This is a genomic window from Sulfitobacter sp. 1A13353 (assembly GCF_043557255.1).
Lineage (GTDB): Bacteria > Pseudomonadota > Alphaproteobacteria > Rhodobacterales > Rhodobacteraceae > Sulfitobacter > Sulfitobacter faviae.
This window is the reverse complement of the sequence record NZ_JBIFFS010000002.1, coordinates 694,523-720,967: the sequence shown is the minus strand read 5'-3', so window position 1 is coordinate 720,967 and position 26,445 is coordinate 694,523. Positions and strand designations below refer to the sequence as shown.

The following is a 26,445-nucleotide window of genomic DNA, read 5'->3' as shown; positions in this document are numbered from 1 at the left end:
GTGGTCACGATCCGGCCTACTACTGGCCCGATCCTCTGTTAACCCACCGCGTCGTTTTCCTCGGTACGGGAACGTTGCGGTCATTTTGCTTTGTGGACGCATGAAGTAACCGAAATTAGCCGCATGGGGGATCCCCCGTGTACACAATCTGAGCGATACGGGGATATAACCGGAATGCCAACGATCCAACAGCTGATCCGCAAGCCGCGGCAGCCGAAAGTCAAACGTTCGAAATCCATGCACCTGCAGGAGTGCCCGCAAAAGCGCGGCGTCTGCACACGCGTGTACACCACCACACCGAAAAAGCCGAACTCGGCGATGCGTAAGGTTGCCAAAGTGCGCCTGACCAACGGGTTCGAAGTGATCTCCTACATCCCGGGTGAGAGCCACAACCTTCAGGAACACTCCGTGGTTCTGATCCGCGGCGGTCGTGTAAAAGACCTTCCGGGTGTGCGTTACCACATCCTGCGCGGTGTTCTTGATACGCAGGGCGTGAAAGACCGTAAGCAGCGTCGTTCGAAGTACGGCGCGAAGCGTCCGAAGTAATCTCGCACCGGTGGGGCCCGCCCCCGCCGATCCACCCGATGTTCGGTGGGGCCGCGCCCCACCACCCGCCAAGAGGAAGACACTGACATGTCACGCCGCCACGCCGCTGAAAAACGCGAAGTCCTGCCAGACGCCAAATACGGCGATCTGGTTCTCACCAAATTCATGAACAACCTGATGATCGACGGCAAGAAATCTGTCGCCGAGCGCATCGTCTACAACGCGATGACCCGCGTCGAAGACAAGATCAAGCGCGCGCCGATCGAAGTGTTCCACGAAGCGCTGGAAAACATCCAGCCCTCCGTCGAAGTCCGCTCGCGCCGCGTCGGCGGTGCCACCTACCAGGTACCGGTCGAAGTGCGCCCCGAGCGTCGTCAGGCGCTGGCGATCCGCTGGTTGATCAAAGCCGCCCGTGCGCGTAACGAAAACACCATGGAAGAACGCCTTGCCGGCGAGCTGCTGGACGCTGTGCAGTCCCGTGGTACCGCTGTTAAAAAGCGCGAAGATACGCACAAGATGGCCGACGCGAACAAAGCGTTCAGCCACTACCGCTGGTAATTTCAACGTCGCGCCCGGTTTCGGGCGCGATCCGTTCGTACTGATATTTTCGAGGAAGCAGCCCCATGGCACGCGACTATCCGCTCCAACGCTACCGCAACTTCGGCATCATGGCTCACATCGATGCCGGTAAAACCACTTGTTCCGAACGCATCCTGTTCTACACCGGCAAAAGCCACAACATTGGTGAGGTGCATGACGGCGCCGCAACCATGGACTGGATGGAGCAGGAACAAGAGCGCGGCATCACCATTACCTCCGCCGCGACCACCACTTTCTGGCAGCGTCAGGAAGAGCCCACAGCCGATGCGACATCCGACACCAAGTTCCGGATGAACATCATCGACACCCCCGGCCACGTTGACTTCACCATCGAAGTTGAGCGTTCGCTGGCCGTTCTCGACGGTGCGGTTGCCGTTCTCGACGCCAACGCCGGTGTTGAGCCGCAGACCGAAACCGTTTGGCGTCAGGCTGACCGCTACAAGGTGCCGCGTATCGTTTTCGTCAACAAGATGGACAAGATCGGCGCGGACTTCTTCAACTGCGTGCACATGATCAAGGACCGCACAGGCGCCACGCCTGCTCCGATCCAGATCCCGATCGGCGCAGAGAACGAGCTGGAAGGCATCGTCGACCTCGTGACCATGAAAGAATGGGTCTGGGCCGGTGAAGACCTCGGTGCCGCCTGGGAACAGCGCGAGATCCGTGACAGCCTGAAAGAGACCGCCGACGAATGGCGTGCCAAGCTCATCGAGACCGCGGTCGAGATGGACGACGAGGCGATGGAAAACTACCTGATGGACGGCGCCGAGCCCGACGTCGACACCCTGCGCGACCTGATCCGCAAGGGTACTCTGGCCATCAAATTCATCCCCGTTCTCTGTGGTTCCGCCTTTAAGAACAAAGGTGTTCAGCCCCTCTTGAACGCCGTGATCGACTATCTGCCCAGCCCGCTGGACGTTGTCGACTACATGGGCTTCAAGCCGGGTGACGAGACCGAGACCCGCAACATCCCGCGCCGCGCGGATGACGACATGGCGTTCTCGGGCCTTGCGTTCAAAATCATGAACGACCCCTTCGTCGGCTCGCTGACCTTCACCCGCATCTACTCGGGCGTTCTGCGCAAGGGCGACACGCTTCTGAACTCGACCAAGGGTAAGAAAGAGCGCGTCGGCCGGATGATGATGATGCACTCCAACAACCGCGAAGAAATCGAAGAGGCCTTCGCGGGCGACATCATCGCGCTGGCGGGTCTCAAGGACACCACCACCGGTGACACGCTCTGCGCGCAGAACGATCCGGTCGTCCTCGAAACCATGACCTTCCCCGATCCGGTGATCGAGATCGCGGTCGAGCCGAAGACCAAGGCCGACCAGGAAAAGATGTCTGCAGGTCTGGCCCGTCTGGCCGCCGAGGACCCTTCCTTCCGCGTCGAGACCGATCTGGAATCCGGTCAGACCATCATGAAAGGCATGGGCGAACTTCACCTCGACATCCTCGTCGACCGTCTGAAGCGCGAGTTCAAGGTCGAGGCGAACATCGGTGCGCCGCAGGTGGCCTACCGTGAGACGATCTCGAAAGAGGCCGAAATCACCTACACCCACAAGAAGCAGTCGGGTGGTTCGGGTCAGTTCGGTGAGGTCAAGATGATCCTGACGCCGACCGAGCCGGGCGAAGGTTACTCCTTCGAGAGCCGCATCGTTGGTGGTGCCATTCCCAAGGAATACATCCCGGGCGTGGAAAAGGGTATCAAGTCGGTTCTGGACTCCGGTCCGCTGGCGGGCTTCCCGGTCATCGACTTCAAAGTGGCCCTGATCGACGGTAAGTTCCACGATGTGGACTCCAGCGTTCTGGCCTTCGAAATCGCCGCCCGTATGGCGATGCGCGAAGGCATGAAGAAAGCCGGTGCGAAGCTTCTGGAACCGATCATGAAGGTCGAAGTTGTGACCCCGGAAGAATACACCGGTGGCATCATCGGTGACCTGACATCCCGTCGTGGTCAGGTGCAGGGTCAAGATACGCGCGGCAATGCCATCGCGATCGACGCCTTCGTGCCGCTGGCCAACATGTTCGGCTACATCAACACCCTGCGTTCGATGTCGTCGGGTCGTGCGAACTTCACCATGCAGTTCGACCACTACGAACCCGTGCCGCAGAACATCTCGGACGAGATTCAGGCCAAGTTCGCTTAAGGAAATCGGCGCGTGGGAAACCGCGCGCCGACCCAAATCGTTGGGTGTGTGCTGCGCATACACCATTGAGAAAGACCAAAAGGAGCCAACACCATGGCAAAGGCAAAGTTTGAACGCACCAAACCGCACGTCAACATCGGCACGATCGGCCACGTTGACCACGGTAAAACCACGCTGACCGCGGCGATCACCAAATACTTCGGTGACTTCCAGGCGTATGACCAGATCGACGGCGCGCCCGAAGAGAAGGCCCGCGGCATCACCATCTCGACCGCGCACGTCGAGTATGAGACCGAGAACCGTCACTACGCCCACGTCGACTGCCCCGGCCACGCTGACTATGTGAAAAACATGATCACCGGTGCGGCGCAGATGGACGGCGCGATCCTGGTTGTGAACGCGGCCGACGGCCCGATGCCCCAGACCCGCGAGCACATCCTGCTCGGCCGTCAGGTTGGCATCCCCGCCATGGTCGTCTTCATGAACAAAGTTGACCAAGTCGACGACGAAGAGCTGCTCGAGCTCGTCGAGATGGAAATCCGCGAACTGCTGTCCTCCTACGACTACCCCGGCGACGATATCCCCGTTGTTGCAGGTTCCGCTCTGGCGGCGATGGAAGGCAACAAGCCCGAGATCGGTGAAGAGTCGATCAAGAAGCTGATGGCCGAAGTTGACGCCTACATCCCGACACCTGAGCGTGCCGTGGACCAGCCCTTCCTGATGCCGGTCGAAGACGTCTTCTCGATCTCTGGCCGTGGTACCGTTGTGACCGGCCGTGTCGAGCGTGGTGTGATCAACGTTGGCGACGAAATCGAAATCGTCGGCATCCGCGACACCAAGAAAACCACCTGCACCGGCGTGGAAATGTTCCGCAAGCTGCTGGACCGTGGTGAAGCTGGCGACAACATCGGCGCCCTGCTGCGCGGCGTTGAGCGTGACGGCGTTGAGCGTGGTCAGGTTCTCTGCAAGCCCGGCTCCGTGACACCGCACACCAAGTTCGAAGCCGAAGCCTACATCCTCACCAAAGAGGAAGGTGGCCGTCACACGCCGTTCTTCGCGAACTACCGTCCGCAGTTCTACTTCCGTACAACTGACGTGACCGGCACCGTTCAGCTGGCAGAAGGCACCGAGATGGTCATGCCTGGCGACAACGTGTCCTTCGGCGTTGAGCTGATCGCACCGATCGCCATGGAAAACGGCCTGCGTTTCGCGATCCGCGAAGGTGGCCGGACTGTCGGCGCAGGCGTCGTTTCCAAAATCACCGAGTGATTTTGAAACGGCCCCGGTGGGCGGCAGTTGCTCCGCAGGAGCGATGAGAGCCCACCCCCTGGCCTGACCGGGGACCACGGTTCAGATATTCGAAAGGCCGCAGCTTTTGCTGCGGCCTTTTGCTTTGGCGGGAGAGGGGCCTTTGGCGTGTGCGTGATACGGAGGGGACGGCGCGTTTTCCGGTTGTGATTGAGCGCTGACGGGGTGCGCGGTCACGCCGTGTCCGGCATGACTTTGCGCACTGGTTCTAAAAACACGGGGGTTTTTAGAACCCTCTTGCCACTTGCTTTGATTCCCCCTATAGGACGCGCATCGAACCGGGGTGCGTTAGACGCGCCCCGTTTGATTTATTACCAAGGCGCGAAGAGGGGGCCGGATGAGCCTGCTTCCTCCAATCCGTTAGAATCCCAAAACAAGGGATATGCATATGGCCGTTCAAAGCCAGAACATCCGCATTCGCCTGAAGGCGTTTGACTACCGGGTGCTCGATGCCTCCACTCAGGAAATCGTCAGCACCGCCAAGCGCACAGGCGCTTCGGTTCGCGGTCCCATTCCGCTGCCGAACAAGATCGAGAAATTCACCGTTCTTCGTGGTCCCCACGTCGACAAGAAATCCCGTGACCAGTTTGAAATCCGCACGCACAAGCGTCTGCTGGATATCATTGATCCGACCCCCCAGACCGTGGACGCGCTGATGAAGCTCGACCTCGCCGCTGGCGTGGACGTCGAGATCAAGCTGCAATCGTAAAGCCGGGAGGGTAATCATATGTTGCGCTCAGGCGTTATTGCAAAAAAAGTCGGCATGACCCGGCTGTTCATGGAAGACGGCAAGCAGATCCCTGTGACCGTTCTTCAGTTGGACAAGCTTCAGGTTGTCGCACAGCGCACCGCGGACCGTGACGGCTACACCGCCGTTCAGCTCGGTGCCGGTTCGGCGAAAGCCAAACGCACAAGCCAAGCCATGCGTGGTCACTTTGCCGCGGCGAAAGTGGAACCCAAGCGCAAGCTGGCCGAGTTCCGCGTCGACGCAGACGCGATGATCAACGTCGGTGAGGAAATCACCGCTGACCATTACTTCGCCGGTCAGTATGTCGACGTTGCGGGCACGTCCATCGGTAAAGGTTTTGCCGGTGCGATGAAGCGTCACAACTTCGGCGGTCTGCGCGCCTCGCACGGTGTGTCGATCTCTCACCGTTCGCACGGCTCCACAGGCCAGTGTCAGGATCCCGGCAAGGTTTTCAAAGGCAAGAAAATGGCTGGTCACATGGGTGCTGCCCGTGTCACCACGCAGAACCTCGAAGTCGTCAAGACCGACAGCGCGCGTGGCCTGATCATGGTCAAAGGCGCCGTTCCCGGCTCCAAAGGTGGCTGGGTCACCGTCAAGGATGCGGTCAAAAAGCCGTTCCCCGAAGACGCGATTCTGCCCGCCGCTCTGAAATCTGCTGCTGACGAAGCCGCGAAAGCCGCCGAAGAGGCCGCCGCCGCAGCCGCCGCAGAGGCAGAAGCCGAAGCCAAGCGTTTGGCCGAAGAGCAAGCCGCACAGGAAGCTGAAGCGCTGAAAGCCGCAGAAGCCGAAATCGCAGCTGAAGGTTCGGATGCCGACAATTCCGATGCCGACGCTGACAAGAAAGAAGGTGACGCATGAAACTCGATGTCATCAAACTCGACGGTGGCAAAGCCGGGTCCGTAGACCTGGACGAAGCCCTGTTCGGCCTGGAGCCGCGTGCCGACATCCTGCACCGCGTCGTGCGCTGGCAGCGTAACAACGCGCAGCAGGGGACGCACAAGGTCAAGACCCGGTCCGAGACCAGCTACTCGACCAAGAAGATCTATCGCCAGAAGGGCACCGGCGGCGCACGCCACGGTGACCGCAATGCGCCGATCTTCCGCAAGGGTGGTATCTACAAGGGTCCGACCCCGCGCAGCCACGGCCACGAGCTGACCAAGAAGTTCCGCAAGCTGGGCCTGCGCCACGCGCTGTCCGCCAAAGCAAAAGCCGGTTCGTTGGTCATCATCGACGAAGCAACTTCCGAGGGCAAAACCGCCGCTCTGGCCAAGCAGGTCTCGAACCTGGGCTGGAAACGCGCGCTGGTCATCGATGGCGCTTCGGTCAACGAGAACTTCGCACAGGCCGCGCGCAACATCGATGGGTTGGACATCCTGCCGTCGATGGGCGCAAACGTCTATGACATCCTCAAGCGTGACACTCTGGTGATCACCAAAGCGGGGATCGAAGCATTGGAGGCACGCCTGAAATGAGCGCCAAGCATCAACACTACGACGTGATCCGCAAGCCGGTCATCACCGAGAAGGCAACCATGGCGTCCGAACAGAACGCCGTCGTCTTCGAAGTCGCGATCGACAGCAACAAGCCGATGATCAAAGAGGCCGTCGAGGCGCTCTTCAACGTCAAGGTGAAGGCCGTGAACACGACCATCACCAAAGGCAAGGTCAAGCGTTTCCGGGGCCAAATGGGCCGCCGTAAGGACGTGAAAAAGGCCTATGTGACGCTCGAAGAGGGCAACACGATCGACGTCTCCACCGGGCTCTGATTGCCGGTTAGACATTTGGAAAAGGCCTCCGCATTGCGGGGGCCTTTTTCGTTTCGGGGATGCGCCGGGGCCCGGGACAAGCCGCAGGCGCCGGGCCATCGCCTGCCCGCCCGGACGGGTAGGCGATTTGGTGAGGCTGGACGTGACCTCGCAAAAGCACATCTCGGTTGAACCATAAAGTGGCACCAAGGTCCGTCAGATCGCCGACCCGCGGGCAGGCGCTGGCCCTCGGAGCATGAATGCCACCCCGGCCATGGACTAGCCACAGGCTCAACCCTCCCCCCAAAGCAGGCTGTTTCCAGCCTAAATGCCGCGACGTAACGGCAAAGGGTGACGCGGGCGTTGCTTGCGGCGTGCTTTCCTCTACAAGACCTCGGATAACGACAAAAAGCAGGTCCATGTCCCACGAAAAATCTACCTCCGGCGCGTCTGCGGACGTGTCGAACGCGCGCGACTGGGTGCGCGTGCTGGCCCGTTACCGCGAGCCGAGCACTTGGCGCAGCAGTTTTGAACTGGCGATCACGCTCGGTCCCTTTATCCTCCTTTGGGCGCTGGCTTGGTGGGCGCTCTCAGTCAGCGGCTGGTTGGCACTCGCGATCTCGCTGGTGAACGCGGGCTTCTTGCTGCGGCTCTTCGCGATCCAACACGACTGCGGCCATGCGGCCTTTTTCAGCAGTCGCCGCACCAGCGATTGGGTGGGCCGTGCGCTCGGGGTGCTGACGCTGACGCCCTATGACGTGTGGCGTCGCACCCATTCGATTCACCACTCTTCAGCCGGGAACCTTGGCCGTCGCGGCATTGGCGATATTCACACGCTCACGGTTGCGGAGTATCGCGCGCTTAGGCTGTTCGGGCGGCTGCATTACCGCCTGTATCGGAACCCGATCGTGCTTTTTGGTCTTGGGCCGACCTATCTCTTCTTCGTGCAGAACCGCGTGCCACTGGGACTGATGGCGCAGACCCGCTATTGGCTGAGCGCGATGGGCACCAATCTGACGATCCTCGCAGCACTTGTGGTGATCTTCTATTTCGGGGGGATCATGCCCATTCTGCTGATCTTCGTACCCAGCACCCTTCTGGCGGCCACGGCGGGCATGTGGTTGTTCTATGTGCAGCACCAGTTCGAGACGACCCATTGGGAAGAGAATGACGCTTGGGACCTGCATGACGCGGCCTTTCACGGCTCCTCGCATTACATCCTGCCGCGTCCCTTGCAGTGGCTGAGCGCCAATATCGGCATTCACCATGTGCACCACCTCTACAGCCGCATTCCCTTCTATCGCCTGCCGGAAGTGCTGCGCGACCATGTCGCCTTGGCGGAGGGGAACCGGATGACCATCCGCGAGAGCCTTGCCAACGCGCGGCTGCATCTGTGGGATGAGAAAAGCAAGCGCCTGTTGTCTTTCGCGCAGGCGCGCAGGGTCGCCTGAAGCCGCAGGATTTGGCTATGATCTAGGCCCCCGCTTTGGCGGGGGTCTTTGCATTTGGAGGGCTGTCATTACCTTCGCGCGATCTTCTCGGCTGCGCGTTCAATCATGCGGCGACCCCGGAAAAGTTCCGAAAAAAAGCCATCAATTTATTCGGAACAGAGCAGAAAGCTGCCGGTTGTCTCACCGTGGAAGACGGGGTGCTGCGCGCCTCATTTATCGTAAACGAACACGGGAGAGACCTAATGATCTATACCAAAACACTCATGGCTGGCGTATCCGCCGTTGCCCTTTTCGCGGCCGCTCCGGTTCTGGCGCAGGATGCGACAGAGAACGTCGAAGAGACCATCGAGCGCAATGCCGAAGTCGAAGCCGAGATGGAAGCCGAAGTCGAAGGTGGCGCAGCCGCGACTGCGAATGTTGCTGGCGGCCAAGTGGTTGTCGAGCAGGAAGACGCCGAAGTTGACGTGACCGTTCCCGAGCCCGATGTGAACGTCTCGCAGGACGCACCCGTTGTGACCGTTGAACAGGGCCAGCCCGAAGTGAACGTCGCCGTTCCCGAGCCGACCGTTCGCGTGCAGCAGCAGGCCCCGATCATCACCGTAGAGCAGGCACAGCCGCAGGTCACCGTGCGCATCCCCGAGCCGGTCGTGACCGTGCAGGTGCCGAAGCCGCAGGTTGACGTGGACACAGGCGAGCCGATCGTCGATCTTGAGCAGCCCGAACCCGTCGTGAAGTTCGTGCGCCCGGAGCCGAAAGTAACCATTGAGGAAGCCGAGCCGCGCGTGACCGTTGAGCAGGCCGAAGCCGATGTGAATGTGGCCGAATCCGAAGAAGCCCGCGTCGACGTTGAGCAGCAAGAAGCCAACGTGAACGTGCAGCAGGGCGAAGACGCGAATGTCGTCGTCGAAGAAGCCGAAGCACCGCAGGTTAACGTTGAAGGTGCCGAGGGCGCCGAGATTGACGTCGAGCAAGAGCAAGCGCGCGTGTTGATGGAAGACTTCAACGCTGACGAGCAGGGCAATATGGCCGAAGAAGACCGTGCCCGCTATCAGGAGAACGTGCAGCGTTTGCCGATCTTCAACCTGACCGCAGAAGAACTGACTGGCCGCAGCGTTGCAACCGAGACCGGTGAAGACGTTGGCGAAATCGACTTCATCGGCGTCCGTGGTGACACCGTTGTTGCGATCATCGGCGTTGGTGGTTTCCTTGGTATGGGCGAAAACGAAGTCGCCATTCCGGTTGAGAAGCTGATCATGCGTGAAGACGAAGTTATCGTCCCCGGCGTGACCGAAGAGCGTCTGGAAAGCATGCCGGAATTCAACGAAGCCGAAGTTGAAATCCTCGACCCCGGTATGCGTCTGGCTGAGAGCGTTGGCCTTGACTAATACCCACCTTGGGTAGTCGCTAAACCAATAGAAGAAGGCGCTTCGGCGCCTTCTTTTCTTTTGTGCGGGCAGGGGAGAGGATTTTCGCCATGCCCACTGGACGGGCTGTTGCGAACCTGTTACGTCGCCACATCGGCTCAGACCCCGGATTCGTCCGGGGTTTGGCTATTTGAACGATCCCGGTGGTTGGGATGCCTGCCTCGCAAGAGATTTAAACCCATCCACCACTCCCACAGGGGACCTTCGGGGCCCTATAACCAACGCGCTTTCACCTCGGTGCGAGCGTGCCTAGCAAACGGAAGACAGAGAACATGGCACTCAAGTCGTACAAACCGACGACGCCAGGCCAGCGTGGACTGGTACTGATCGACCGTTCGGAGCTGTGGAAAGGCCGCCCGGTCAAAGCCCTTACTCAGGGTCTGACCAAATCCGGTGGCCGGAACAACACCGGACGAATCACAATGCGTCGTACAGGTGGTGGTGCAAAGCGCCTCTACCGTATCGTTGATTTCAAGCGTAACAAGCTGGACATGTCCGCTGTTGTCGCGCGGATCGAATATGACCCCAACCGCACAGCCTTCATCGCACTGATCCAGTACGAAGACGGCGAGCAGGCCTACATCCTGGCCCCGCAGCGTTTGGCCATTGGCGACAAGATCATCGCCGGCGCCAAAGTGGACATCAAGCCCGGCAACGCGATGCCTTTCTCGGGCATGCCGATCGGTACGATCGTCCACAACATCGAGATGAAGCCCGGCAAAGGCGGTCAGATCGCCCGTGCCGCCGGCACCTACGCCCAGTTCGTGGGTCGTGACGGTGGCTACGCTCAGATCCGTCTGAGCTCCGGCGAGCTGCGTCTCGTGCGTCAGGAATGCATGGCCACCGTCGGTGCCGTCAGCAACCCCGACAACTCCAACCAGAACTACGGTAAAGCGGGCCGCATGCGTCACAAGGGCATCCGTCCCTCTGTGCGTGGTGTGGTGATGAACCCGATCGACCACCCGCACGGCGGTGGTGAAGGCCGGACCTCTGGTGGTCGTCACCCGGTTACTCCTTGGGGTAAGCCGACGAAGGGTGCCAAGACCCGCAACAAGAACAAAGCGTCCAGCAAGCTTATTATCCGCTCGCGTCACGCCAAGAAGAAGGGGCGTTAATCAATGGCTCGTTCAGTATGGAAAGGTCCTTTTGTTGACTCTTATGTCCTCAAAAAGGCAGAGGCTTCCCGTGAGGGCGGTCGTAACGAAGTGATCAAGATCTGGTCGCGCCGCAGCACGATCCTGCCCCAGTTCGTGGGTCTGACGTTCGGCGTCTACAACGGTCACAAGCACATTCCTGTCAACGTCAGCGAAGAAATGATCGGTCAGAAGTTCGGCGAATACTCCCCGACTCGCACCTACTACGGTCATGCCGCCGACAAAAAAGCGAAGCGGAAATAAGCCATGAGCAAGGATAAGAATCCCCGCCGCGTGGCAGACAACGAAGCAATGGCAAAGCTGCGCATGCTTCGTACGAGCCCGCAGAAACTGAACCTGGTTGCTGCCCTCATCCGTGGCAAGTCCGTGGACAAGGCGCTGACCGACCTGACCTTCTCCAAGAAGCGGGTCGCGCAGGACGTGAAGAAATGCCTTCAGTCCGCCATCGCCAACGCGGAAAACAACCACAACCTGGACGTCGATGAGCTGATCGTGGCCGAGGCCTATGTCGGCAAGAACCTGACCATGAAGCGCGGTCGCCCGCGGGCCCGTGGCCGGTTCGGCAAGATCATCAAGCCGTTTGCCGAGATCACGATCAAAGTGCGTCAAGTTGAGGAGCAAGCCTGATGGGTAACAAAGTCAATCCGATCGGTATGCGCCTTCAGGTGAACCGCACCTGGGACAGCCGCTGGTACGCCGACACCAAGGATTACGGTGATCTTCTGCTCGAAGACCTCGCAATCCGCGACTTCATCAAGAAAGAGTGCCACCAGGCCGGTGTTGCCCGTGTGATCATCGAGCGTCCGCACAAGAAGTGCCGCGTCACGATCCACACAGCACGCCCCGGTGTCATCATCGGCAAGAAAGGCGCGGACATCGAGACGCTGCGCCAGAAGATTGCCAAGATGACCAACTCGGAACTGCACCTCAACATCGTTGAGGTCCGCAAGCCCGAGCTGGACGCACATCTGGTTGGTGAGAGCATTGCACAGCAGCTGGAGCGCCGGGTGTCTTTCCGCCGGGCCATGAAACGTGCCGTGCAGAACGCCATGCGCATGGGCGCACTGGGCATCCGCGTGAACCTCGCGGGTCGTCTGGGTGGTGCCGAGATCGCGCGTACCGAATGGTACCGCGAAGGTCGCGTGCCGCTGCACACATTGCGTGCCGACATCGATTACGCGCATGTCGAGGCGTCCACCGCCTACGGCATCATCGGGATCAAGACCTGGATCTTCAAAGGCGAGATCATGGAACACGACCCCGCCGCGCGTGACCGCAAGGCACAGGAACTCCAAGACGGCCCAGCACCTCGCGGTGCCGGCGGTCGTCGCTAAGGGGGAATGAGAAATGCTTCAACCAAAGCGTACTAAATTCCGCAAGCAGTTCAAAGGCTCGATCAAGGGTCTGGCGAAGGGCGGGTCTGACCTGAACTTCGGCACCTACGGCCTGAAAGCACTGCAGCCGGAGCGGGTTACAGCCCGTCAAATCGAAGCGGCACGCCGCGCCATGACGCGTCACATGAAGCGTCAGGGCCGTGTCTGGATCCGCATCTTCCCGGATGTTCCGGTAACCTCCAAGCCCGTCGAAGTTCGTATGGGTAAAGGTAAAGGTTCCGTCGACTTCTGGGCCGCCAAGGTCAAGCCGGGCCGCATCATGTTCGAGATCGACGGTGTCGGCGAAGACGTGGCGCGCGAAGCCCTGCGTCTGGCAGCCATGAAGCTGCCGATCAAGACCCGGGTCGTGGTCCGCGAGGACTGGTAAGCCCGTAGCCCCGCAAGGGGCGGCTGAGAGAAAAGAAACCCCCGTCGAGCGATCGGCGGGGGTTTTGTTTTGTCAGTCTTCGCGGTCCAGTGCGAGCCAGAGTTTCCCGCCCCGGTAGCCGCCTTTCACCAGATGGCCCGGGGTGCCGATCTCGGGGTGGGCCTCGCTCCAATCCCGGAACTGGTCCCTGCTGACGATCCGGCCGCGGTGATCGCGGGCCGCTTTCAAAATGTAGGGATCGGCGGGCGTGCCTTTCGGGACGACCATCACGCGGCTTGCGGGCAGGTCGAGCTGGCTGCTCGACGCCTTGTCGTGTTGGTACCGGCCAATGAGGCGGTATCCCGCGTTGGCGTCGAAGACCACGCAAGGGGATTGTCCGCGCGCGCGGAGTTCGTCCACCACCTCGCGCACGGCGCGGATGTCAGGTGCTCCGGTTTTCCAGAACATGACGTTGGAGCCGTCGACGATGACCCAGTCTTTGCGCCCCCGGCGGAGCGACCGCAGGAGGAGGATCGCGCTGGCGATGGCGCAGGGCAGGCCGATGAGCAGCAGGTCGCGGAATGTGGGGTACAGGAAGGCGGCGACCGTGGCGGCGGCTGAGGCGAGGAAGAGCAGGCGGAGAAACATGGCGATGCGAATGACCTTTTGAAAGCGTTCAACTGTCGGTCAAGTTTTCCATCAGGGCAAGAAGCCTGTCACTGCCACCCCGGCCTGATCCGCGCCGCAGGCGCCGGGCCATCGCCTGCCCGCCCGTCACGCCAGAGGCATTCCAGAATATACTAGGCGCACCTTTGGTGCGACCGGGTGGGCGATTTGGTGAGGCTGGGCGCGACGTTGAGGGCGCCCATCATGGTTGAGAGATAAAGTGGCACGAGGCACCGTTGGATCGCCCACCCGCGGGCAGACGCTGGCCCTCAGCTCTCCCAGGCGTAGTTAAAACTGACCGACACCCGATCTTCCTCGATCATGTTCATCGGCACCTCGTGCCGCAACCAGCTTTCCCACAGCAGCACGTCGCCCGCTTCGGGGGCCACATAGATGAAAGGCCGCAGTTCCTCGCGCGCGCCCTTCATCCGGCCCGGCGCGGCCATCATCATCGGCAGCCGCGGGTCTTCGAAGCGGATCGCGCTGGCTCCCTCGGGCATGGTCACATAGGTCGTTCCCGAGATCACCGAATGCGGGTGGATATGCGATGTATGGATGCCGCCTTCGGGCAGGATGTTCAGCCAAAGCGAGTCGAGCACCAATTTACGCTCACCGAGATCGAACTCGAGATCCTTGGCAAAGGCCGCGACATGTTTGTCGAGCGATTTGACCAAATCCTTAAAGATCGGGAACCGGTAGGGCAGGTCATCCAGCGAGGCATAGGAGGTGTAGCCGGCATAGCCATTCTCTTCGCACCAGTCCTGACCGGCCTCATCATCCTCGGCAATCGAGAAGCAGGAGGCGGCCAGTTCATCGGTGTCGATGGGCTTGCCATGGTCCGACAAGGCGGCGTGATAGAGGCGGGTGGCGAAAAGCGATTTGATGTTTGACATGGCTCCTCCTTACGCCGAACATACCCCCATCGCCAGCCTATTTGCGCCAAAAGCGCAGATGCGGGCCAACGGGGGTTGCCATGTGCGACCTCAACGCGTATTGGCACCTTTCATCATGAACTCCACCAGAATCATGGTCACCCTGACAGGGGCCTACTGGTGATGTTGAAAGGAAGAGGCCGTGAAAGCCAGCGAACTGCATGACAAGACGCCGGACCAGCTCCGCGACGAGCTTGTGAACCTGAAAAAAGAATCCTTCAACTTGCGTTTTCAGCAGGCCACCGGCCAGCTGGAGAATTCCGCACGTCTGAAGACTGTTAAGCGTGACGTGGCCCGTGTCCACACCGTGCTGAACCAGAAAGCCGCTGCTGCGGCAGCCGAATAATAGGAGCCTGAAACATGCCCAAGCGTATCCTTACAGGCACCGTGACATCGGACGCCAACGCACAAACAGTTTCCGTTTCCGTAGAGCGCCGCTTTACGCATCCGGTTCTGAAAAAGACCATCCGTAAGTCCAAAAAGTACCGGGCTCACGATGAGAACAACACGTTCAAGGTGGGCGACACTGTACGCATCATCGAATGTGCCCCCAAGTCGAAAACCAAACGTTGGGAAGTTCTGACTTCGGACAAAGCCGAGGCCTGAGCCCCTTAAACGAAACCCTGGGATGAGGGCCGCATCGCCCCCCAGAAGGTCGGGAGAAACCAAATGATCCAGATGCAGACCAACCTGGATGTTGCTGACAACAGCGGCGCGCGCCGTGTTCAGTGCATCAAGGTCCTGGGTGGTTCCAAGCGTAAATACGCGTCCGTCGGCGACATCATCGTCGTGTCGGTCAAGGAAGCCATCCCGCGTGGTCGTGTGAAAAAGGGCGACGTCCGCAAGGCCGTCGTCGTTCGCACCGCCAAAGAAGTTCGTCGTGAAGATGGCACCGCCATCCGCTTCGACCGCAACGCCGCTGTTATCCTGAATAACAACAACGAGCCGGTCGGCACCCGTATCTTCGGGCCGGTCGTTCGTGAGCTGCGCGCGAAGAACTTCATGAAAATCATCTCGCTCGCTCCGGAGGTGCTGTAATCATGGCTGCTAAACTTCGCAAAGGTGACAAGGTCATCGTCCTGTCCGGCAAGGACAAAGGCAAGACGGGCACCATCTCGTCCGTTGACCCCAAGTCGAACAAGGCCATCGTTGACGGCGTGAAAATCGCCATCCGCGCCACGCGCCAGACACAGACAACTCAAGGCGGTCGCATTCCCAAGGCGATGCCGATCGACCTGAGCAACCTCGCACTGGTGGATGCCAATGGCAAAGCCACCCGCGTGGGTTTCAAAATCGAAGGCGACAAGAAAGTGCGCTTTGCCAAGACCACGGGGGACGTGATCGATGCTTGATACCGCAACCTACACACCCCGCCTTCAGGCCGAATACCGCGAGAAGATCCGCGCCGCCCTGAAAGAGGAATTCGGCTACAAGAACGACATGATGATCCCCAAGCTGGACAAGATCGTTCTGAACATCGGCTGCGGTGCCGAAGCCGTGCGCGACAGCAAGAAAGCCAAGTCGGCTCAGGAAGACCTGACCGCGATTGCAGGCCAGAAGGCTCTGACAACCGTGGCCAAGAAATCCATCGCTGGTTTCCGCGTGCGTGAGGACATGCCTTTGGGTGCGAAAGTGACCCTGCGTGGCGACCGTATGTACGAATTCCTTGATCGTCTGATCACGATCGCAATGCCCCGTATCCGCGACTTCCGCGGCATCTCGGGCAAGAGCTTTGACGGCCGTGGCAACTACGCCATGGGCTTGAAAGAGCATATCGTGTTCCCCGAAATCGACTTCGACAAAGTTGACGAGACTTGGGGTATGGACATCGTGATCGCCACCACGGCGAAAACCGACGCTGAAGCCAAGGCGCTGTTGAAAGCATTCAACATGCCCTTCAATTCATAAGCGCGGGAAGGATTAGAAATGGCTAAGAAATCCATGATTGAGCGCGAGAAGAAGCGCGAAGCACTGGTTAAGAAGTACGCTGACAAGCGCGCGGCTCTGAAAGAGATCGTGAGCGACGAAAGCAAACCGATGGAAGAGCGTTTCCGCGCTTCCCTGAAGCTGGCGAAACTGCCGCGCAACAGCTCTGCTGTGCGTCTGCACAACCGTTGCCAGCTGACGGGCCGCCCGCACGCCTACTATCGTAAACTGAAAATTTCGCGGATCGCGCTGCGGGACCTTGGCTCTTCCGGCCAGATTCCCGGCATGGTCAAGTCGAGCTGGTAAGGAGCGCATCAGATGAACGATCCTATCGCAGATATGCTGACACGCATCCGTAACTCTTCGCTGCGCGGCAAATCCACCGTCATGACACCGGCTTCCAAGCTGCGTGCATGGGTTCTGGACGTGCTGGCCGACGAAGGCTACATCCGCGGCTATGAAAAAGTCACGGGCGCCGATGGCCACCCCGCCATCGAAATCAGCCTCAAGTACTACGAAGGCGAACCTGTTATTCGTGAGCTTAAGCGGGTTTCCAAGCCCGGCCGCCGCGTCTACATGGCCGTCAATGACATCCCCGTCGTCCGTCAGGGCCTCGGCGTGTCGATTGTCTCCACCTCCAAAGGTGTGATGTCGGACGCATCTGCACGGTCTGCCAATGTCGGCGGCGAAGTGCTCTGCACCGTATTCTAAGGAGAAGACAATGTCTCGTATCGGTAAGAAACCAGTCGCTATGCCTTCGGGTGTCTCGGCAGAGGTGAGCGGTCAGACCATCGAAGTGAAGGGCCCCAAGGGCACCCGCAGCTTCCGTGCCACTGATGACGTGAGCCTCGCGGTCGAAGACAACGCAATCACTGTGACACCGCGCGGCAAGTCCAAGCGCGCCCGTCAGCAGTGGGGCATGTCCCGCACCATGATCGAAAACCTGGTGACCGGCGTCACCACGGGCTTCAAGAAAGAGCTTGAAATCCAGGGTGTTGGTTATCGTGCGGCCATGAACGGCAACACGCTGAAACTGAACCTCGGCCTGAGCCACGATGTCGACTACGTTGCGCCCGAGGGCGTGACCGTGACGGCACCCAAGCAGACCGAAATCGTTGTGGAAGGCATCGACGAACAGCTCGTTGGTCAGGTTGCCGCGAACATCCGCGCATGGCGCAAGCCCGAGCCCTATAAGGGCAAAGGCATCCGCTATAAGGGCGAGTTCATCTTCCGCAAAGAAGGCAAGAAGAAGTAAGGAACGGATTGATGGCAAATACCAAACGACAGCTGTTCCTGAAGCGCCGCATGCGCGTTCGGAACAAACTCCGCAAAGTCAACGCCGGGCGTCTTCGCCTGTCGGTACACCGTTCGTCCAAGAACATCTCGGCCCAGCTGATCGACGATGTGAACGGCGTGACACTGGCCTCCGCCTCCTCCATGGAGAAGGATCTGGGCGTGGTTGGCAAAAACAACATCGAAGCAGCGACGAAAGTCGGTGCCGCGATTGCCGAACGTGCCAAGAAAGCCGGCGTCGAAGAAGCATACTTCGACCGTGGCGGCTTCCTCTTCCACGGCAAGGTGAAGGCTCTGGCCGAAGCTGCGCGTGAAGGCGGTTTGAAGATCTGATTGTGCGGTGCGTGGGCAACCACGCACCCGCTTTCATACGAAGGCTATGCCTCGGGCATAGCTCTCCTGCGAAGAGGGCCGGGAAGGCCCTCTCGATGATCCGGGGGCCATGGGCTCACCAGGATTGATCCTAAGGGCCGGTAAGGCCACAGAAAAAGGAAGATGCCAGATGGCAAGAGATGACAACCGTGGGGGCAACCGCCGCAACCAACGCGACGAGACCCCGGAATTCGCTGACCGTCTGGTCGCGATCAACCGCGTGTCCAAGACCGTTAAGGGTGGTAAGCGTTTCGGCTTCGCCGCACTCGTGGTCGTGGGCGATCAGAAAGGCCGCGTCGGCTTTGGCAAGGGTAAAGCGAAAGAAGTGCCCGAGGCCATCCGCAAGGCGACCGAGCAAGCCAAGCGTCAGATGATCCGCGTGCAACTGCGCGAAGGCCGCACCCTGCACCACGACATGCATGGTCGCCACGGCGCTGGCCGCGTCATCATGCGCACAGCACCTGAAGGTACCGGTATCATCGCCGGTGGTCCGATGCGTGCCGTGTTCGAGATGTTGGGCGTGAAAGACGTTGTGTCCAAATCGGTCGGTTCGCAGAACCCCTACAACATGATCCGCGCCACTTTGGACGGTCTGAAGAAAGAGCAATCGCCCCGTTCCGTCGCGCAGCGTCGCGGCAAGAAAGTGGCTGACATTCTGCCCAAGCGTGAAGACAACGTAGAGTCCTCCGCTCAAGTGGCTGAGGAGGCATAAGCATGGCCAAGACACTCGTAATCAAGCAGGTCGGTTCGCCGATCCGCCGCCCCGCCAAACAGCGCGCAACGCTGGTCGGCCTCGGCCTCAACAAAATGGGTCGCACCCGTGAGCTGGAAGATACACCTTCCGTGCGCGGCATGATCAACAAGGTCTCGCATATGGTCGAGATCGTTGAAGAGAAAGGCTGAACCTAGGGTTCAGCGGTAGGGTGGAGGACCATCCTACGAGAGCGCCTCGCAGGGAACTGCGGGGCGTTTTGCGTTGTGGGATTTGCGGGTTTGGCAGGCGACTGCTGAGGCGCGCTTGGTACGCGTTCGGTCCGCTTACTGGGGGGATTCGAGAGGTCGGTTCCTTCGCCCACTCGTTTTCAACACTTGTTAATATTTCGTTAACATTTACCGTTGAATGGCCTCACGCATTTTTTCGGGGCGTAAACGGATAGGATTAACGATGAAACCCTTTGCTATACTCGCCGTTATATTTGTGGCGGCTGGTGCGCCGTCCTTCGCGTCGGTTCAGATGCAAACCAGCCAACTAAGTACCCCCGACGGCCCCGCCCATGGGGGCGGATGTAGAAAATCCTCACCGCCGGGGCGATGTTGCCATGCCGGATCAAAGCCATATCATTGCCACTAGCCGGTGGGATTAGGTCGACAGGGGTGAGGCGCTGGAGGTAGTCGCCATGCCCCCCTTGTCACGCCCCCCGCCATCCCCTATACGCCCCCGGTGGCCCGTGTTGGGTCGCAATGGAATCGCAACGCCGCGTTTGGCCACTCCCGTCGCTGGGGGCCATTTCCGGCATAAGGAGAAGCGACATGAAACTGCACGAACTTTCCGACAACGAAGGCGCAGCCAAGAAGCGTATGCGCGTTGGCCGTGGTCCCGGCTCTGGCAAGGGTAAAATGGGTGGCCGTGGTATCAAGGGTCAGAAGTCCCGCTCGGGTGTGAGCATCAACGGCTACGAAGGCGGCCAGATGCCCATCTACCAGCGTCTGCCCAAGCGCGGCTTCAACAAGCCGAACCGCAAATCCTTCGCTGTCGTTAACCTGGGCCTGATCCAGAAGTTCATCGACGCGAAGAAACTTGACGCGGGCAACACCATTGACGCCGCAGCGCTGGTTGCTTCCGGTCTGGTCCGTCGTGAGCTGGACGGTATCCGCGTTCTGGCCAAGGGTGACATCACCTCCAAGATCGACCTGAACGTCGCTGGCGCTTCCAAGTCCGCCATCGAGGCGGTCGAGAAGGCAGGCGGCAAGGTGACCGTGACCGCCCCCAAGGCGGCCGAGGCATCCGAGTAAAGCGGCCTTAAGGCTTGTGAGCGGCGCGCCAGCCGCTTACATAACCTCAAGTTTTCCCGAACGCCGCCCGCCGGAAAACGGCCCGGGCGGCGTTTTCGCAACAAAAGAAGAGACCCCTCATGGTATCTGCCGTCGAAAACATGGCCGCGAACACGAGCTGGTCCGCATTGGGCAAGGCAACAGACCTGCGCAACCGGATTCTGTTCACGCTCGGGCTGCTTATCGTTTACCGCCTTGGCACCTTCATTCCGGTTCCCGGCATCGACGGTGGCGCGCTGCGTGACTTTATGGAGAGCGCAGGCCAAGGCATCGGCGGCATGGTGTCGATGTTCACCGGCGGCGCGCTTGGCCGGATGGGTATCTTCGCTCTGGGCATCATGCCCTATATCTCGGCCTCGATCATCGTTCAGCTGCTGACCTCCATGGTTCCTGCGCTGGAACAGCTTAAGAAAGAGGGCGAGCAGGGGCGCAAGAAGATCAACCAACACACGCGCTACGGCACCGTGGCGCTGGCGACTTTGCAGTCCTATGGCCTTGCCGTGAGCCTTCAGGCCGGTGACATCGTGGCCGATGGCCAGATGGGTTTCGGCTTTATCGCGGCCTGTATGATTACCCTCGTGGGCGGCACGATGTTCCTGATGTGGCTGGGTGAGCAGATCACCGCGCGCGGCATCGGCAACGGCATTTCGCTGATTATCTTCGTCGGCATCATCGCCGAGGTTCCCGCCGCCATCGCGCAGTTCTTCGCCTCGGGCCGTTCGGGCGCCATCAGCCCCGCCGTCATCGTGGGCGTCTTGGTCATGGTGATCGCGACGATCATGTTCGTGGTCTTCATGGAGCGCGCGCTGCGCAAGATTCACATTCAATATCCACGCCGCCAAGTCGGCATGAAAATGTACGATGGCGGCACCAGCCACCTGCCGGTGAAGGTGAACCCGGCGGGTGTGATCCCGGCGATCTTCGCCTCTTCACTGCTGCTGCTGCCGGTCACCGTCAGCACCTTCTCGGGCAATTCCACCAGCCCGGTGATGTCTTGGCTCTTGGCGAACTTCGGCCCCGGTCAGCCCCTTTACCTGCTGTTTTTCGTGGGCATGATCGTCTTCTTCGCCTATTTCTATACCTTCAACGTCAGCTTCAAACCCGATGACGTGGCCGACAACCTGAAGAACCAGAACGGCTTTGTCCCCGGCATCCGCCCCGGCAAGCGTACCGCCGAGTATCTGGAGTATGTGGTCAACCGCATCCTCGTCCTCGGCTCAGCCTATCTGGCGGCGGTCTGTGTTCTGCCCGAGATTCTGCGCGGCCAGTTCGCGATCCCCTTCTACTTCGGCGGCACCTCGGTGCTGATCGTCGTCTCGGTCACCATGGACACGATCCAACAGGTTCAGAGCCATCTGCTGGCGCATCAGTATGAAGGTCTGCTTGAGAAGTCTCAGCTGCGCGGCAAGGGCGCGGGCAAAGGCAAAGGTACACGCAAGAAACGGAGCCCCGTACGTCGATGAATATTATCCTACTCGGGCCTCCGGGCGCAGGCAAAGGCACCCAAGCACGTCATCTGGTTGAGACCCGCAACATGGTTCAGCTGTCCACTGGCGACATGCTGCGTGAAGCCAAGGACAGCGGCACGGAGATGGGCAAGATCGTGGCCGACGTGATGGACCGCGGCGCGCTTGTCACCGATGAGATCGTCATTGGCCTGATCCGCGAAAAGCTCACCGACAAGGCCGAGCATGGCGGCTTTATCTTCGACGGCTTCCCCCGCACGCTGGCGCAGGCCGATGCGCTGGCCGATCTGATGGCGCAAGAGGGCCAGACCCTCGACGCTGTGATCGAGATGAAGGTCGATGATGAGGCGCTGGTCGCCCGCATCACCGCGCGGTCCACTTGCGCAAGCTGTGGCGAGGTTTATAACGACCTGACCAAACCGATCCCCGAAGATGGTAAGTGCACCAACTGCGGCGGGACCGAGTTCAAGCGCCGCGCAGACGACAATGAGGAAAGCCTCAAAACCCGTCTGATGGCCTATTACAAACAGACCTCTCCGCTGATCGGCTACTACTATGCCAAAGACATGCTCAGCGGCGTGAACGGTCTGGGCCAGATCGAAGAAGTGCGCGGCGCAATCGCGCAGGTTCTCGACAAGTGATTTCCCGGCGGCGCGGGGCAGGGGGCGCTGTCCTTTGCCTTCGCGCTGCCGATCAGCGCTGAGTTTTGTGCGGGCCTTGACGCCCTGCGCAAAACCTCATAGTCACCCCTATCTCGTAAGAGAATCAAATTGCGGCAAGGGTTCCGCCCAACCCCGCAAGATCACCTGATCAGCCTTAGCCCGATGGTCTTACCGCCTCGGGCTTGTGTTGTGAAAAAAGGGTCTGGAATCACGGACCCGCAACGAAAAGGAATAGCTAACGTGGCACGTATTGCCGGCGTAAACATCCCGACTGCAAAGCGGGTTCCCATCGCCCTCACCTATATCACTGGTATTGGCAGCTCCTCCGCCAAGGCCATCTGCGAAGCTGTCGGCATCGACGAGACCCGCCGGGTCAACGAGCTGTCCGACGCCGAAGTTCTGGCCGTGCGTGAGCACATCGACGCCAACTACACCGTCGAAGGTGACCTGCGTCGTGACACGCAGATGAACATCAAGCGCCTGATGGACCTCGGCTGCTACCGTGGCCTGCGCCACCGTCGCAACCTGCCGGTTCGCGGCCAGCGCACCCATACCAACGCACGCACACGCAAAGGCCCCGCGAAGGCCATTGCTGGCAAGAAGAAATAAGGGAGGGTCCGATCAATGGCACGCGATAAGACACGCACCAAGCGTAAGGTCTCCAAGAACATCGCCGCAGGCGTGGCGCATGTGAACTCGAGCTTTAACAACACCAAGATCCTGATCTCGGACGTGCAGGGCAACGCGATCTCCTGGTCGTCCGCTGGCACCATGGGCTTCAAAGGGTCGCGTAAATCGACACCTTACGCCGCTCAGATGGCCGCAGAAGATGCAGGCCGCAAAGCTCAGGATCACGGCGTCAAGACGCTGGAAGTCGAAGTGCAGGGCCCCGGTTCCGGCCGTGAATCCGCGCTGCGCGCTCTGGCGGCTGCCGGTTTCAACATCACCTCGATCCGTGATGTGACCCCGATGGCCCACAACGGCTGCCGCCCGCCCAAACGCCGCCGCGTTTAAGTCGGGATTGTTTTACATGGGGTCGCGCCTTGCGTGCGGCCCCATACCGCTTTTCAGAAACCTCGAGCGTTTGTGTCATTTGGACATGAGGCACAAACAAGGATGGAGGGACGCATGATCCACAAGAATTGGGCTGAATTGATCAAGCCGCAACAGCTTGACGTTAAGCCGGGCAACGACCCCGCACGTCAGGCGACCGTCATGGCCGAACCGCTGGAGCGGGGCTTCGGTCTGACCCTCGGCAACGCGCTGCGCCGCGTGCTGATGTCCTCGCTGCAGGGCGCGGCGATCACCTCCGTGCAGATCGACAACGTGCTGCACGAGTTTTCCTCCGTCGCCGGTGTGCGCGAAGACGTGACCGACATCATCCTGAACCTCAAGGGCGTCAGCCTGCGCATGGAAGTCGAAGGCCCCAAGCGCCTGTCGATCTCCGCCAAAGGTCCGGGCGTCGTCACCGCCGGTGACATCTCCGAATCCGCCGGTATCGAGATTCTGAACCGCGAGCATGTGATCTGCCATCTCGATGACGGTGCGGATGTCTACATGGAGCTGACCGTCAACACCGGCAAGGGCTATGTCTCCGCAGACAAGAACAAGCCCGAGGACGCGCCCATCGGTCTCATTCCGATCGACGCGATCTATTCGCCGGTCAAGAAGGTCTCCTACGACGTGCAGCCCACCCGTGAGGGGCAGGTGCTGGACTATGACAAGCTGACCATGAAAGTGGAAACAGACGGCTCCATCACGCCGGACGACGCCGTGGCCTTCGCCGCGCGTATCCTGCAGGACCAGCTGGGCATCTTCGTGAACTTCGACGAGCCGGAATCGGCGTCCCGTCAGGACGACGACGACGGTCTGGAGTTCAACCCGCTGCTGCTGAAGAAGGTCGACGAGCTGGAGCTCTCGGTCCGTTCGGCGAACTGCCTGAAGAACGACAACATCGTCTACATCGGCGACCTGATCCAGAAGACCGAAGCCGAGATGCTGCGCACCCCGAACTTCGGCCGCAAATCCTTGAACGAGATCAAGGAAGTGCTTTCGGGCATGGGTCTGCACCTTGGCATGGACGTCGAGGACTGGCCGCCAGAGAATATCGAAGACCTCGCCAAAAAGTTCGAGGATTCGTTCTAAGATACGGGCGCCGGAAACTTTCAAAGTTTCCGGCACCGATTTCTTTCAAAGAAATCGGGTGCCGTTACGACCGGGCGTAAGCCCCAAGGAGAGCTCGTGACACGCATCGCGGGCCAGACAAAGCAAAACCGCCCGTAGAGGGCATCACGATTGGAGTAAGACAATGCGTCACGCACGTGGATACCGCCGCCTGAACCGTACACATGAACACCGCAAGGCGCTGTTCTCGAACATGGCAGGCTCGCTCATCGAGCATGAGCAGATCAAGACCACCTTGCCGAAAGCCAAGGAACTGAAGCCGATCATCGAGAAGATGATCACGCTCGCCAAGCGCGGCGACCTGCACGCCCGCCGTCAGGCCGCGTCGAAGCTGAAAGAAGACCAGTATGTCGCCAAGCTGTTCGACGTGCTGGGCCCGCGCTACAAGGACCGTCAGGGCGGCTACGTCCGCGTTCTGAAGGCCGGCTTCCGCTATGGTGACATGGCGCCGATGGCGATCATCGAATTCGTCGACCGCGACCGCGACGCCAAGGGTGCCGCCGACAAGGCGCGTCTGGCCGAGGAAGACGCGGCGGAATAAGATCCCCGCCATCGTTATTCGGAAAGCCCCGCCCCCGGCGGGGCTTTTCTTTTGCTGGGCAGGGGGGCAAATCGCAGTTGCACCGGCCCCACTCCCTGCGCATATCTGGGGCATGAGAACCCTTTTCCTGCTCTTGATGATGCTCTGCGGCCCGCTGGCCGCACAGCATGTGCCAAGCTCCGCCGCGCAGATGCAGCTGAGTTTCGTGCCGCTGGTCAAAGAGGCCGCCCCGGCGGTGGTCAATATCTACGCCCGGACCATCGCAAAGGCCCGCCGCACGCCGCTGCAGACCGATCCCTTCTTCGAACGCTTTTTTCGCGATCCCTTCTCCGAGCGGCCCCGGGTGCAGAACTCGCTTGGCTCGGGCGTGATCCTCTCGGCCGACGGGATCGTCGTGTCGAACTACCACGTCGTCGGCACCGCCACCGACATCCGCGTCGTGCTGAACGACCGACGTGAGTACAGCGCCCGGGTGCTTCTGGGCGATGCCGACAGCGATCTGGCGATCCTCAAGCTCGAAGGGGCCGAGGACCTGCCGTTTCTCGAGTTGCGCGAAAGCGACGCGGTGGAGGTGGGCGAGTTGACGTTGGCCATCGGCAACCCCTTCGGCGTGGGCCAGACCGTGTCGAGCGGGATCGTCTCGGGGCTGGCCCGCTCTGGCGCCGCGGGCGGGGGAGGTCAGGGCTATTTCATCCAGACAGACGCGCCGATCAACCCGGGCAATTCCGGCGGGGCGCTCATTGACATGGGCGGAAGGCTCATCGGAGTGAACACCTCGATCCTGACCCGCTCGGGCGGCAGCAACGGCATCGGTTTTGCCATTCCCGCCGATCTGGTGGCCGCCTTCGTCGCACAGGCCCGCGCCGGGGAGACCGCTTTCCAGCGTCCCTGGGCGGGGCTTTCAGGCCAGCCAGTCGATGCCGACATGGCGGGGCCCTTGGGGCTGGACCGTCCGGGCGGGATCATCGTTTCCGGGCTGCATCCCGCCAGCCCCTTTAACGGCGCGGGGCTGATGGTTGGCGACGTGATCGTCAGCGTTGACGACCAGCCGGTGAACACGCCCGCCGAGATGATTTACCGCATGTCGGTGGCAGGTCTGGGCCATTCCGCCCGCGTGGGCGTCATGCGCGAGGGGCGGTTGCAGGAGATGAATGTGGCCCTGATCGCCGCGCCCGACGTGCCGGACCGGGCCGAGGTCACCTTGGGCGCGGGCAGCCTGCTGCCGGGGCTGAAAGCGGCGCGGATCAACCCGGCGGTCATTGCCGAGATGAACTTGCCCTTGGAAAGCGCGGGCGTGGTGGTGCTCGACGCCGGGCGTTTCGGCCCGCGCGTGGGGGTCAGGGACGGTGACGTGATCCTCTCGGTCAACGGCGTGGCGGTGGAGGATACCGCCGCCCTCGTGGCGCTGCTCTCGGGGCAGGTGCGTCGCATCCAGATGGTGATACAACGCGGTGACCGGCGCATGGCGCTGCGGTTCAGGGGGTAG

The 26,445-nt window shown here is 60.5% G+C and carries 36 protein-coding genes; 34 read left to right on the top strand and 2 right to left on the bottom strand.

Translation table 11 applies throughout. The features are described 5' to 3' along the window. Positions 1-174: 174 nt before the first annotated feature. The 15 genes from rpsL (at position 175) to rplP (ending at position 12,886) form a co-directional block, all read left to right on the top strand. Entirely contained in the window at positions 175-546 is a 372-nt protein-coding gene (rpsL, locus tag ACGYLO_RS07290; protein WP_007118826.1) for a 30S ribosomal protein S12, read from the top strand. Positions 547-633: 87 nt separating this feature from the next. Further along, positions 634-1,104 (top strand): 30S ribosomal protein S7, encoded by a 471-nt coding sequence (gene rpsG / locus ACGYLO_RS07285; RefSeq protein WP_067267956.1) that lies wholly within the window; start codon positions 634-636, stop codon positions 1,102-1,104. Between the two features lie 65 nt (positions 1,105-1,169). Next, on the top strand, positions 1,170-3,296 hold the full coding sequence (gene fusA / locus ACGYLO_RS07280) for an elongation factor G (RefSeq protein ID WP_067267958.1): 2,127 nt from the start codon (positions 1,170-1,172) through the stop codon (positions 3,294-3,296). A 93-nt stretch (positions 3,297-3,389) separates the two neighbouring features. Then, complete coding sequence (gene tuf / locus ACGYLO_RS07275; RefSeq protein WP_067260569.1) at positions 3,390-4,565, top strand: elongation factor Tu; 1,176 nt, start codon at positions 3,390-3,392, stop codon at positions 4,563-4,565. 427 nt (positions 4,566-4,992) lie between these two features. Then, complete coding sequence (rpsJ, locus tag ACGYLO_RS07270) at positions 4,993-5,313, top strand: 30S ribosomal protein S10 (RefSeq protein ID WP_067267998.1); 321 nt, start codon at positions 4,993-4,995, stop codon at positions 5,311-5,313. A gap of 18 nt (positions 5,314-5,331) precedes the next feature. Then, the gene (rplC, locus tag ACGYLO_RS07265; RefSeq protein ID WP_082852159.1) at positions 5,332-6,210 is read left to right on the top strand and encodes a 50S ribosomal protein L3; all 879 of its coding nucleotides are present in this window, start codon (positions 5,332-5,334) and stop codon (positions 6,208-6,210) included. Further along, positions 6,207-6,824, top strand: coding sequence for a 50S ribosomal protein L4 (gene rplD, locus ACGYLO_RS07260; RefSeq protein ID WP_067267960.1), 618 nt, complete (start codon positions 6,207-6,209; stop codon positions 6,822-6,824). The genes rplC and rplD overlap by 4 nt, the downstream gene beginning before the upstream one ends. Then, positions 6,821-7,117: a 50S ribosomal protein L23 gene (locus ACGYLO_RS07255; protein WP_067267962.1), complete on the top strand. Its 297-nt coding sequence runs from the start codon at positions 6,821-6,823 to the stop codon at positions 7,115-7,117. Before rplD ends, ACGYLO_RS07255 begins: the two co-directional genes overlap by 4 nt. 398 nt (positions 7,118-7,515) lie before the next feature. Next, positions 7,516-8,547 (top strand): fatty acid desaturase, encoded by a 1,032-nt coding sequence (locus ACGYLO_RS07250; RefSeq protein ID WP_271688304.1) that lies wholly within the window; start codon positions 7,516-7,518, stop codon positions 8,545-8,547. A 242-nt stretch (positions 8,548-8,789) separates the two neighbouring features. Continuing rightward, positions 8,790-9,932, top strand: a complete 1,143-nt coding sequence (locus tag ACGYLO_RS07245) for a PRC-barrel domain-containing protein (protein ID WP_271688303.1) — start codon at positions 8,790-8,792, stop codon at positions 9,930-9,932. Between the two features lie 311 nt (positions 9,933-10,243). Continuing rightward, positions 10,244-11,086, top strand: coding sequence for a 50S ribosomal protein L2 (rplB, locus tag ACGYLO_RS07240; RefSeq protein WP_067267965.1), 843 nt, complete (start codon positions 10,244-10,246; stop codon positions 11,084-11,086). A gap of 3 nt (positions 11,087-11,089) precedes the next feature. Beyond that, positions 11,090-11,368, top strand: a complete 279-nt coding sequence (gene rpsS / locus ACGYLO_RS07235; RefSeq protein WP_067267967.1) for a 30S ribosomal protein S19 — start codon at positions 11,090-11,092, stop codon at positions 11,366-11,368. A gap of 3 nt (positions 11,369-11,371) precedes the next feature. Then, positions 11,372-11,752, top strand: coding sequence for a 50S ribosomal protein L22 (gene rplV / locus ACGYLO_RS07230; RefSeq protein ID WP_067267968.1), 381 nt, complete (start codon positions 11,372-11,374; stop codon positions 11,750-11,752). Beyond that, positions 11,752-12,459 carry a 30S ribosomal protein S3 gene (gene rpsC / locus ACGYLO_RS07225; RefSeq protein ID WP_067267970.1) on the top strand — a complete coding sequence of 236 codons (708 nt, stop codon included), beginning with the start codon at positions 11,752-11,754 and terminating at the stop codon, positions 12,457-12,459. The genes rplV and rpsC overlap by 1 nt, the downstream gene beginning before the upstream one ends. Before the next feature lie 13 nt (positions 12,460-12,472). Beyond that, positions 12,473-12,886, top strand: a complete 414-nt coding sequence (rplP, locus tag ACGYLO_RS07220) for a 50S ribosomal protein L16 (protein ID WP_007118841.1) — start codon at positions 12,473-12,475, stop codon at positions 12,884-12,886. A 72-nt stretch (positions 12,887-12,958) separates the two neighbouring features. Here the strand turns inward: rplP and ACGYLO_RS07215 are convergent, their stop codons facing one another. Further along, positions 12,959-13,513: a hypothetical protein gene (locus tag ACGYLO_RS07215; RefSeq protein ID WP_271688302.1), complete on the bottom strand. Its 555-nt coding sequence runs from the start codon at positions 13,511-13,513 to the stop codon at positions 12,959-12,961. A 287-nt stretch (positions 13,514-13,800) separates the two neighbouring features. Then, on the bottom strand, positions 13,801-14,424 hold the full coding sequence (locus ACGYLO_RS07210; protein ID WP_271688301.1) for a TIGR02466 family protein: 624 nt from the start codon (positions 14,422-14,424) through the stop codon (positions 13,801-13,803). A gap of 181 nt (positions 14,425-14,605) precedes the next feature. Here ACGYLO_RS07210 and rpmC point away from each other — a divergent pair, with 181 nt between their 5' ends. The 19 genes from rpmC (at position 14,606) to ACGYLO_RS07115 (ending at position 26,445) form a co-directional block, all read left to right on the top strand. Next, positions 14,606-14,809 carry a 50S ribosomal protein L29 gene (gene rpmC, locus ACGYLO_RS07205; RefSeq protein WP_209218384.1) on the top strand — a complete coding sequence of 68 codons (204 nt, stop codon included), beginning with the start codon at positions 14,606-14,608 and terminating at the stop codon, positions 14,807-14,809. Between the two features lie 14 nt (positions 14,810-14,823). After that, entirely contained in the window at positions 14,824-15,069 is a 246-nt protein-coding gene (gene rpsQ, locus ACGYLO_RS07200; RefSeq protein WP_067267977.1) for a 30S ribosomal protein S17, read from the top strand. 63 nt (positions 15,070-15,132) lie between these two features. Next, entirely contained in the window at positions 15,133-15,501 is a 369-nt protein-coding gene (gene rplN, locus ACGYLO_RS07195) for a 50S ribosomal protein L14 (protein ID WP_005621870.1), read from the top strand. 2 nt (positions 15,502-15,503) lie between these two features. After that, positions 15,504-15,815, top strand: coding sequence for a 50S ribosomal protein L24 (gene rplX, locus ACGYLO_RS07190; RefSeq protein ID WP_271688299.1), 312 nt, complete (start codon positions 15,504-15,506; stop codon positions 15,813-15,815). Then, on the top strand, positions 15,808-16,371 hold the full coding sequence (gene rplE, locus ACGYLO_RS07185; RefSeq protein ID WP_209218383.1) for a 50S ribosomal protein L5: 564 nt from the start codon (positions 15,808-15,810) through the stop codon (positions 16,369-16,371). Before rplX ends, rplE begins: the two co-directional genes overlap by 8 nt. An 18-nt stretch (positions 16,372-16,389) precedes the next feature. Next, the gene (gene rpsN, locus ACGYLO_RS07180; protein ID WP_136720403.1) at positions 16,390-16,695 is read left to right on the top strand and encodes a 30S ribosomal protein S14; all 306 of its coding nucleotides are present in this window, start codon (positions 16,390-16,392) and stop codon (positions 16,693-16,695) included. A 12-nt stretch (positions 16,696-16,707) separates the two neighbouring features. After that, positions 16,708-17,100 (top strand): 30S ribosomal protein S8, encoded by a 393-nt coding sequence (gene rpsH, locus ACGYLO_RS07175; RefSeq protein ID WP_067267987.1) that lies wholly within the window; start codon positions 16,708-16,710, stop codon positions 17,098-17,100. 10 nt (positions 17,101-17,110) lie between these two features. Further along, positions 17,111-17,644, top strand: a complete 534-nt coding sequence (gene rplF / locus ACGYLO_RS07170; RefSeq protein WP_067267988.1) for a 50S ribosomal protein L6 — start codon at positions 17,111-17,113, stop codon at positions 17,642-17,644. 11 nt (positions 17,645-17,655) lie between these two features. After that, a complete protein-coding gene (gene rplR, locus ACGYLO_RS07165) occupies positions 17,656-18,015 on the top strand; it encodes a 50S ribosomal protein L18 (protein WP_067267990.1) in 360 nt (119 codons plus the stop codon). A 169-nt stretch (positions 18,016-18,184) separates the two neighbouring features. Continuing rightward, positions 18,185-18,766 (top strand): 30S ribosomal protein S5, encoded by a 582-nt coding sequence (gene rpsE / locus ACGYLO_RS07160; protein WP_067267992.1) that lies wholly within the window; start codon positions 18,185-18,187, stop codon positions 18,764-18,766. Positions 18,767-18,768: 2 nt separating this feature from the next. Continuing rightward, positions 18,769-18,957 (top strand): 50S ribosomal protein L30, encoded by a 189-nt coding sequence (rpmD, locus tag ACGYLO_RS07155; protein WP_067267994.1) that lies wholly within the window; start codon positions 18,769-18,771, stop codon positions 18,955-18,957. Positions 18,958-19,584: 627 nt separating this feature from the next. Continuing rightward, positions 19,585-20,067 carry a 50S ribosomal protein L15 gene (gene rplO / locus ACGYLO_RS07150; RefSeq protein WP_067263142.1) on the top strand — a complete coding sequence of 161 codons (483 nt, stop codon included), beginning with the start codon at positions 19,585-19,587 and terminating at the stop codon, positions 20,065-20,067. A 119-nt stretch (positions 20,068-20,186) separates the two neighbouring features. Further along, positions 20,187-21,569, top strand: a complete 1,383-nt coding sequence (gene secY / locus ACGYLO_RS07145; protein ID WP_276154269.1) for a preprotein translocase subunit SecY — start codon at positions 20,187-20,189, stop codon at positions 21,567-21,569. After that, positions 21,566-22,213, top strand: a complete 648-nt coding sequence (locus ACGYLO_RS07140; protein ID WP_271688297.1) for an adenylate kinase — start codon at positions 21,566-21,568, stop codon at positions 22,211-22,213. The genes secY and ACGYLO_RS07140 overlap by 4 nt, the downstream gene beginning before the upstream one ends. 261 nt (positions 22,214-22,474) lie before the next feature. Then, a complete protein-coding gene (rpsM, locus tag ACGYLO_RS07135; protein WP_067263150.1) occupies positions 22,475-22,843 on the top strand; it encodes a 30S ribosomal protein S13 in 369 nt (122 codons plus the stop codon). Positions 22,844-22,858: 15 nt separating this feature from the next. Further along, positions 22,859-23,248 (top strand): 30S ribosomal protein S11, encoded by a 390-nt coding sequence (gene rpsK, locus ACGYLO_RS07130; RefSeq protein WP_067263152.1) that lies wholly within the window; start codon positions 22,859-22,861, stop codon positions 23,246-23,248. 114 nt (positions 23,249-23,362) lie between these two features. Further along, a complete protein-coding gene (locus tag ACGYLO_RS07125) occupies positions 23,363-24,379 on the top strand; it encodes a DNA-directed RNA polymerase subunit alpha (RefSeq protein ID WP_007118862.1) in 1,017 nt (338 codons plus the stop codon). A gap of 163 nt (positions 24,380-24,542) precedes the next feature. Then, a complete protein-coding gene (gene rplQ, locus ACGYLO_RS07120) occupies positions 24,543-24,959 on the top strand; it encodes a 50S ribosomal protein L17 (protein WP_271688296.1) in 417 nt (138 codons plus the stop codon). Between the two features lie 112 nt (positions 24,960-25,071). Beyond that, positions 25,072-26,445 (top strand): trypsin-like peptidase domain-containing protein, encoded by a 1,374-nt coding sequence (locus ACGYLO_RS07115; protein ID WP_271688295.1) that lies wholly within the window; start codon positions 25,072-25,074, stop codon positions 26,443-26,445.

Bases quoted from the DNA above. Each gene is read 5' to 3' on its own strand.
- rpsL (WP_007118826.1), top strand. From the start codon at position 175: ATGCCAACGATCCAACAGCTGATCCGCAAGCCGCGGCAGCCGAAAGTC.
- rpsG (WP_067267956.1), top strand. From the start codon at position 634: ATGTCACGCCGCCACGCCGCTGAAAAACGCGAAGTCCTGCCAGACGCC.
- fusA (WP_067267958.1), top strand. From the start codon at position 1,170: ATGGCACGCGACTATCCGCTCCAACGCTACCGCAACTTCGGCATCATG.
- tuf (WP_067260569.1), top strand. From the start codon at position 3,390: ATGGCAAAGGCAAAGTTTGAACGCACCAAACCGCACGTCAACATCGGC.
- rpsJ (WP_067267998.1), top strand. From the start codon at position 4,993: ATGGCCGTTCAAAGCCAGAACATCCGCATTCGCCTGAAGGCGTTTGAC.
- rplC (WP_082852159.1), top strand. From the start codon at position 5,332: ATGTTGCGCTCAGGCGTTATTGCAAAAAAAGTCGGCATGACCCGGCTG.
- rplD (WP_067267960.1), top strand. From the start codon at position 6,207: ATGAAACTCGATGTCATCAAACTCGACGGTGGCAAAGCCGGGTCCGTA.
- ACGYLO_RS07255 (WP_067267962.1), top strand. From the start codon at position 6,821: ATGAGCGCCAAGCATCAACACTACGACGTGATCCGCAAGCCGGTCATC.
- ACGYLO_RS07250 (WP_271688304.1), top strand. From the start codon at position 7,516: ATGTCCCACGAAAAATCTACCTCCGGCGCGTCTGCGGACGTGTCGAAC.
- ACGYLO_RS07245 (WP_271688303.1), top strand. From the start codon at position 8,790: ATGATCTATACCAAAACACTCATGGCTGGCGTATCCGCCGTTGCCCTT.
- rplB (WP_067267965.1), top strand. From the start codon at position 10,244: ATGGCACTCAAGTCGTACAAACCGACGACGCCAGGCCAGCGTGGACTG.
- rpsS (WP_067267967.1), top strand. From the start codon at position 11,090: ATGGCTCGTTCAGTATGGAAAGGTCCTTTTGTTGACTCTTATGTCCTC.
- rplV (WP_067267968.1), top strand. From the start codon at position 11,372: ATGAGCAAGGATAAGAATCCCCGCCGCGTGGCAGACAACGAAGCAATG.
- rpsC (WP_067267970.1), top strand. From the start codon at position 11,752: ATGGGTAACAAAGTCAATCCGATCGGTATGCGCCTTCAGGTGAACCGC.
- rplP (WP_007118841.1), top strand. From the start codon at position 12,473: ATGCTTCAACCAAAGCGTACTAAATTCCGCAAGCAGTTCAAAGGCTCG.
- ACGYLO_RS07215 (WP_271688302.1), bottom strand. From the start codon at position 13,513: ATGTTTCTCCGCCTGCTCTTCCTCGCCTCAGCCGCCGCCACGGTCGCC.
- ACGYLO_RS07210 (WP_271688301.1), bottom strand. From the start codon at position 14,424: ATGTCAAACATCAAATCGCTTTTCGCCACCCGCCTCTATCACGCCGCC.
- rpsQ (WP_067267977.1), top strand. From the start codon at position 14,824: ATGCCCAAGCGTATCCTTACAGGCACCGTGACATCGGACGCCAACGCA.
- rplN (WP_005621870.1), top strand. From the start codon at position 15,133: ATGATCCAGATGCAGACCAACCTGGATGTTGCTGACAACAGCGGCGCG.
- rplX (WP_271688299.1), top strand. From the start codon at position 15,504: ATGGCTGCTAAACTTCGCAAAGGTGACAAGGTCATCGTCCTGTCCGGC.
- rplE (WP_209218383.1), top strand. From the start codon at position 15,808: ATGCTTGATACCGCAACCTACACACCCCGCCTTCAGGCCGAATACCGC.
- rpsN (WP_136720403.1), top strand. From the start codon at position 16,390: ATGGCTAAGAAATCCATGATTGAGCGCGAGAAGAAGCGCGAAGCACTG.
- rpsH (WP_067267987.1), top strand. From the start codon at position 16,708: ATGAACGATCCTATCGCAGATATGCTGACACGCATCCGTAACTCTTCG.
- rplF (WP_067267988.1), top strand. From the start codon at position 17,111: ATGTCTCGTATCGGTAAGAAACCAGTCGCTATGCCTTCGGGTGTCTCG.
- rplR (WP_067267990.1), top strand. From the start codon at position 17,656: ATGGCAAATACCAAACGACAGCTGTTCCTGAAGCGCCGCATGCGCGTT.
- rpsE (WP_067267992.1), top strand. From the start codon at position 18,185: ATGGCAAGAGATGACAACCGTGGGGGCAACCGCCGCAACCAACGCGAC.
- rpmD (WP_067267994.1), top strand. From the start codon at position 18,769: ATGGCCAAGACACTCGTAATCAAGCAGGTCGGTTCGCCGATCCGCCGC.
- rplO (WP_067263142.1), top strand. From the start codon at position 19,585: ATGAAACTGCACGAACTTTCCGACAACGAAGGCGCAGCCAAGAAGCGT.
- secY (WP_276154269.1), top strand. From the start codon at position 20,187: ATGGTATCTGCCGTCGAAAACATGGCCGCGAACACGAGCTGGTCCGCA.
- ACGYLO_RS07140 (WP_271688297.1), top strand. From the start codon at position 21,566: ATGAATATTATCCTACTCGGGCCTCCGGGCGCAGGCAAAGGCACCCAA.
- rpsK (WP_067263152.1), top strand. From the start codon at position 22,859: ATGGCACGCGATAAGACACGCACCAAGCGTAAGGTCTCCAAGAACATC.
- ACGYLO_RS07125 (WP_007118862.1), top strand. From the start codon at position 23,363: ATGATCCACAAGAATTGGGCTGAATTGATCAAGCCGCAACAGCTTGAC.
- rplQ (WP_271688296.1), top strand. From the start codon at position 24,543: ATGCGTCACGCACGTGGATACCGCCGCCTGAACCGTACACATGAACAC.
- ACGYLO_RS07115 (WP_271688295.1), top strand. From the start codon at position 25,072: ATGAGAACCCTTTTCCTGCTCTTGATGATGCTCTGCGGCCCGCTGGCC.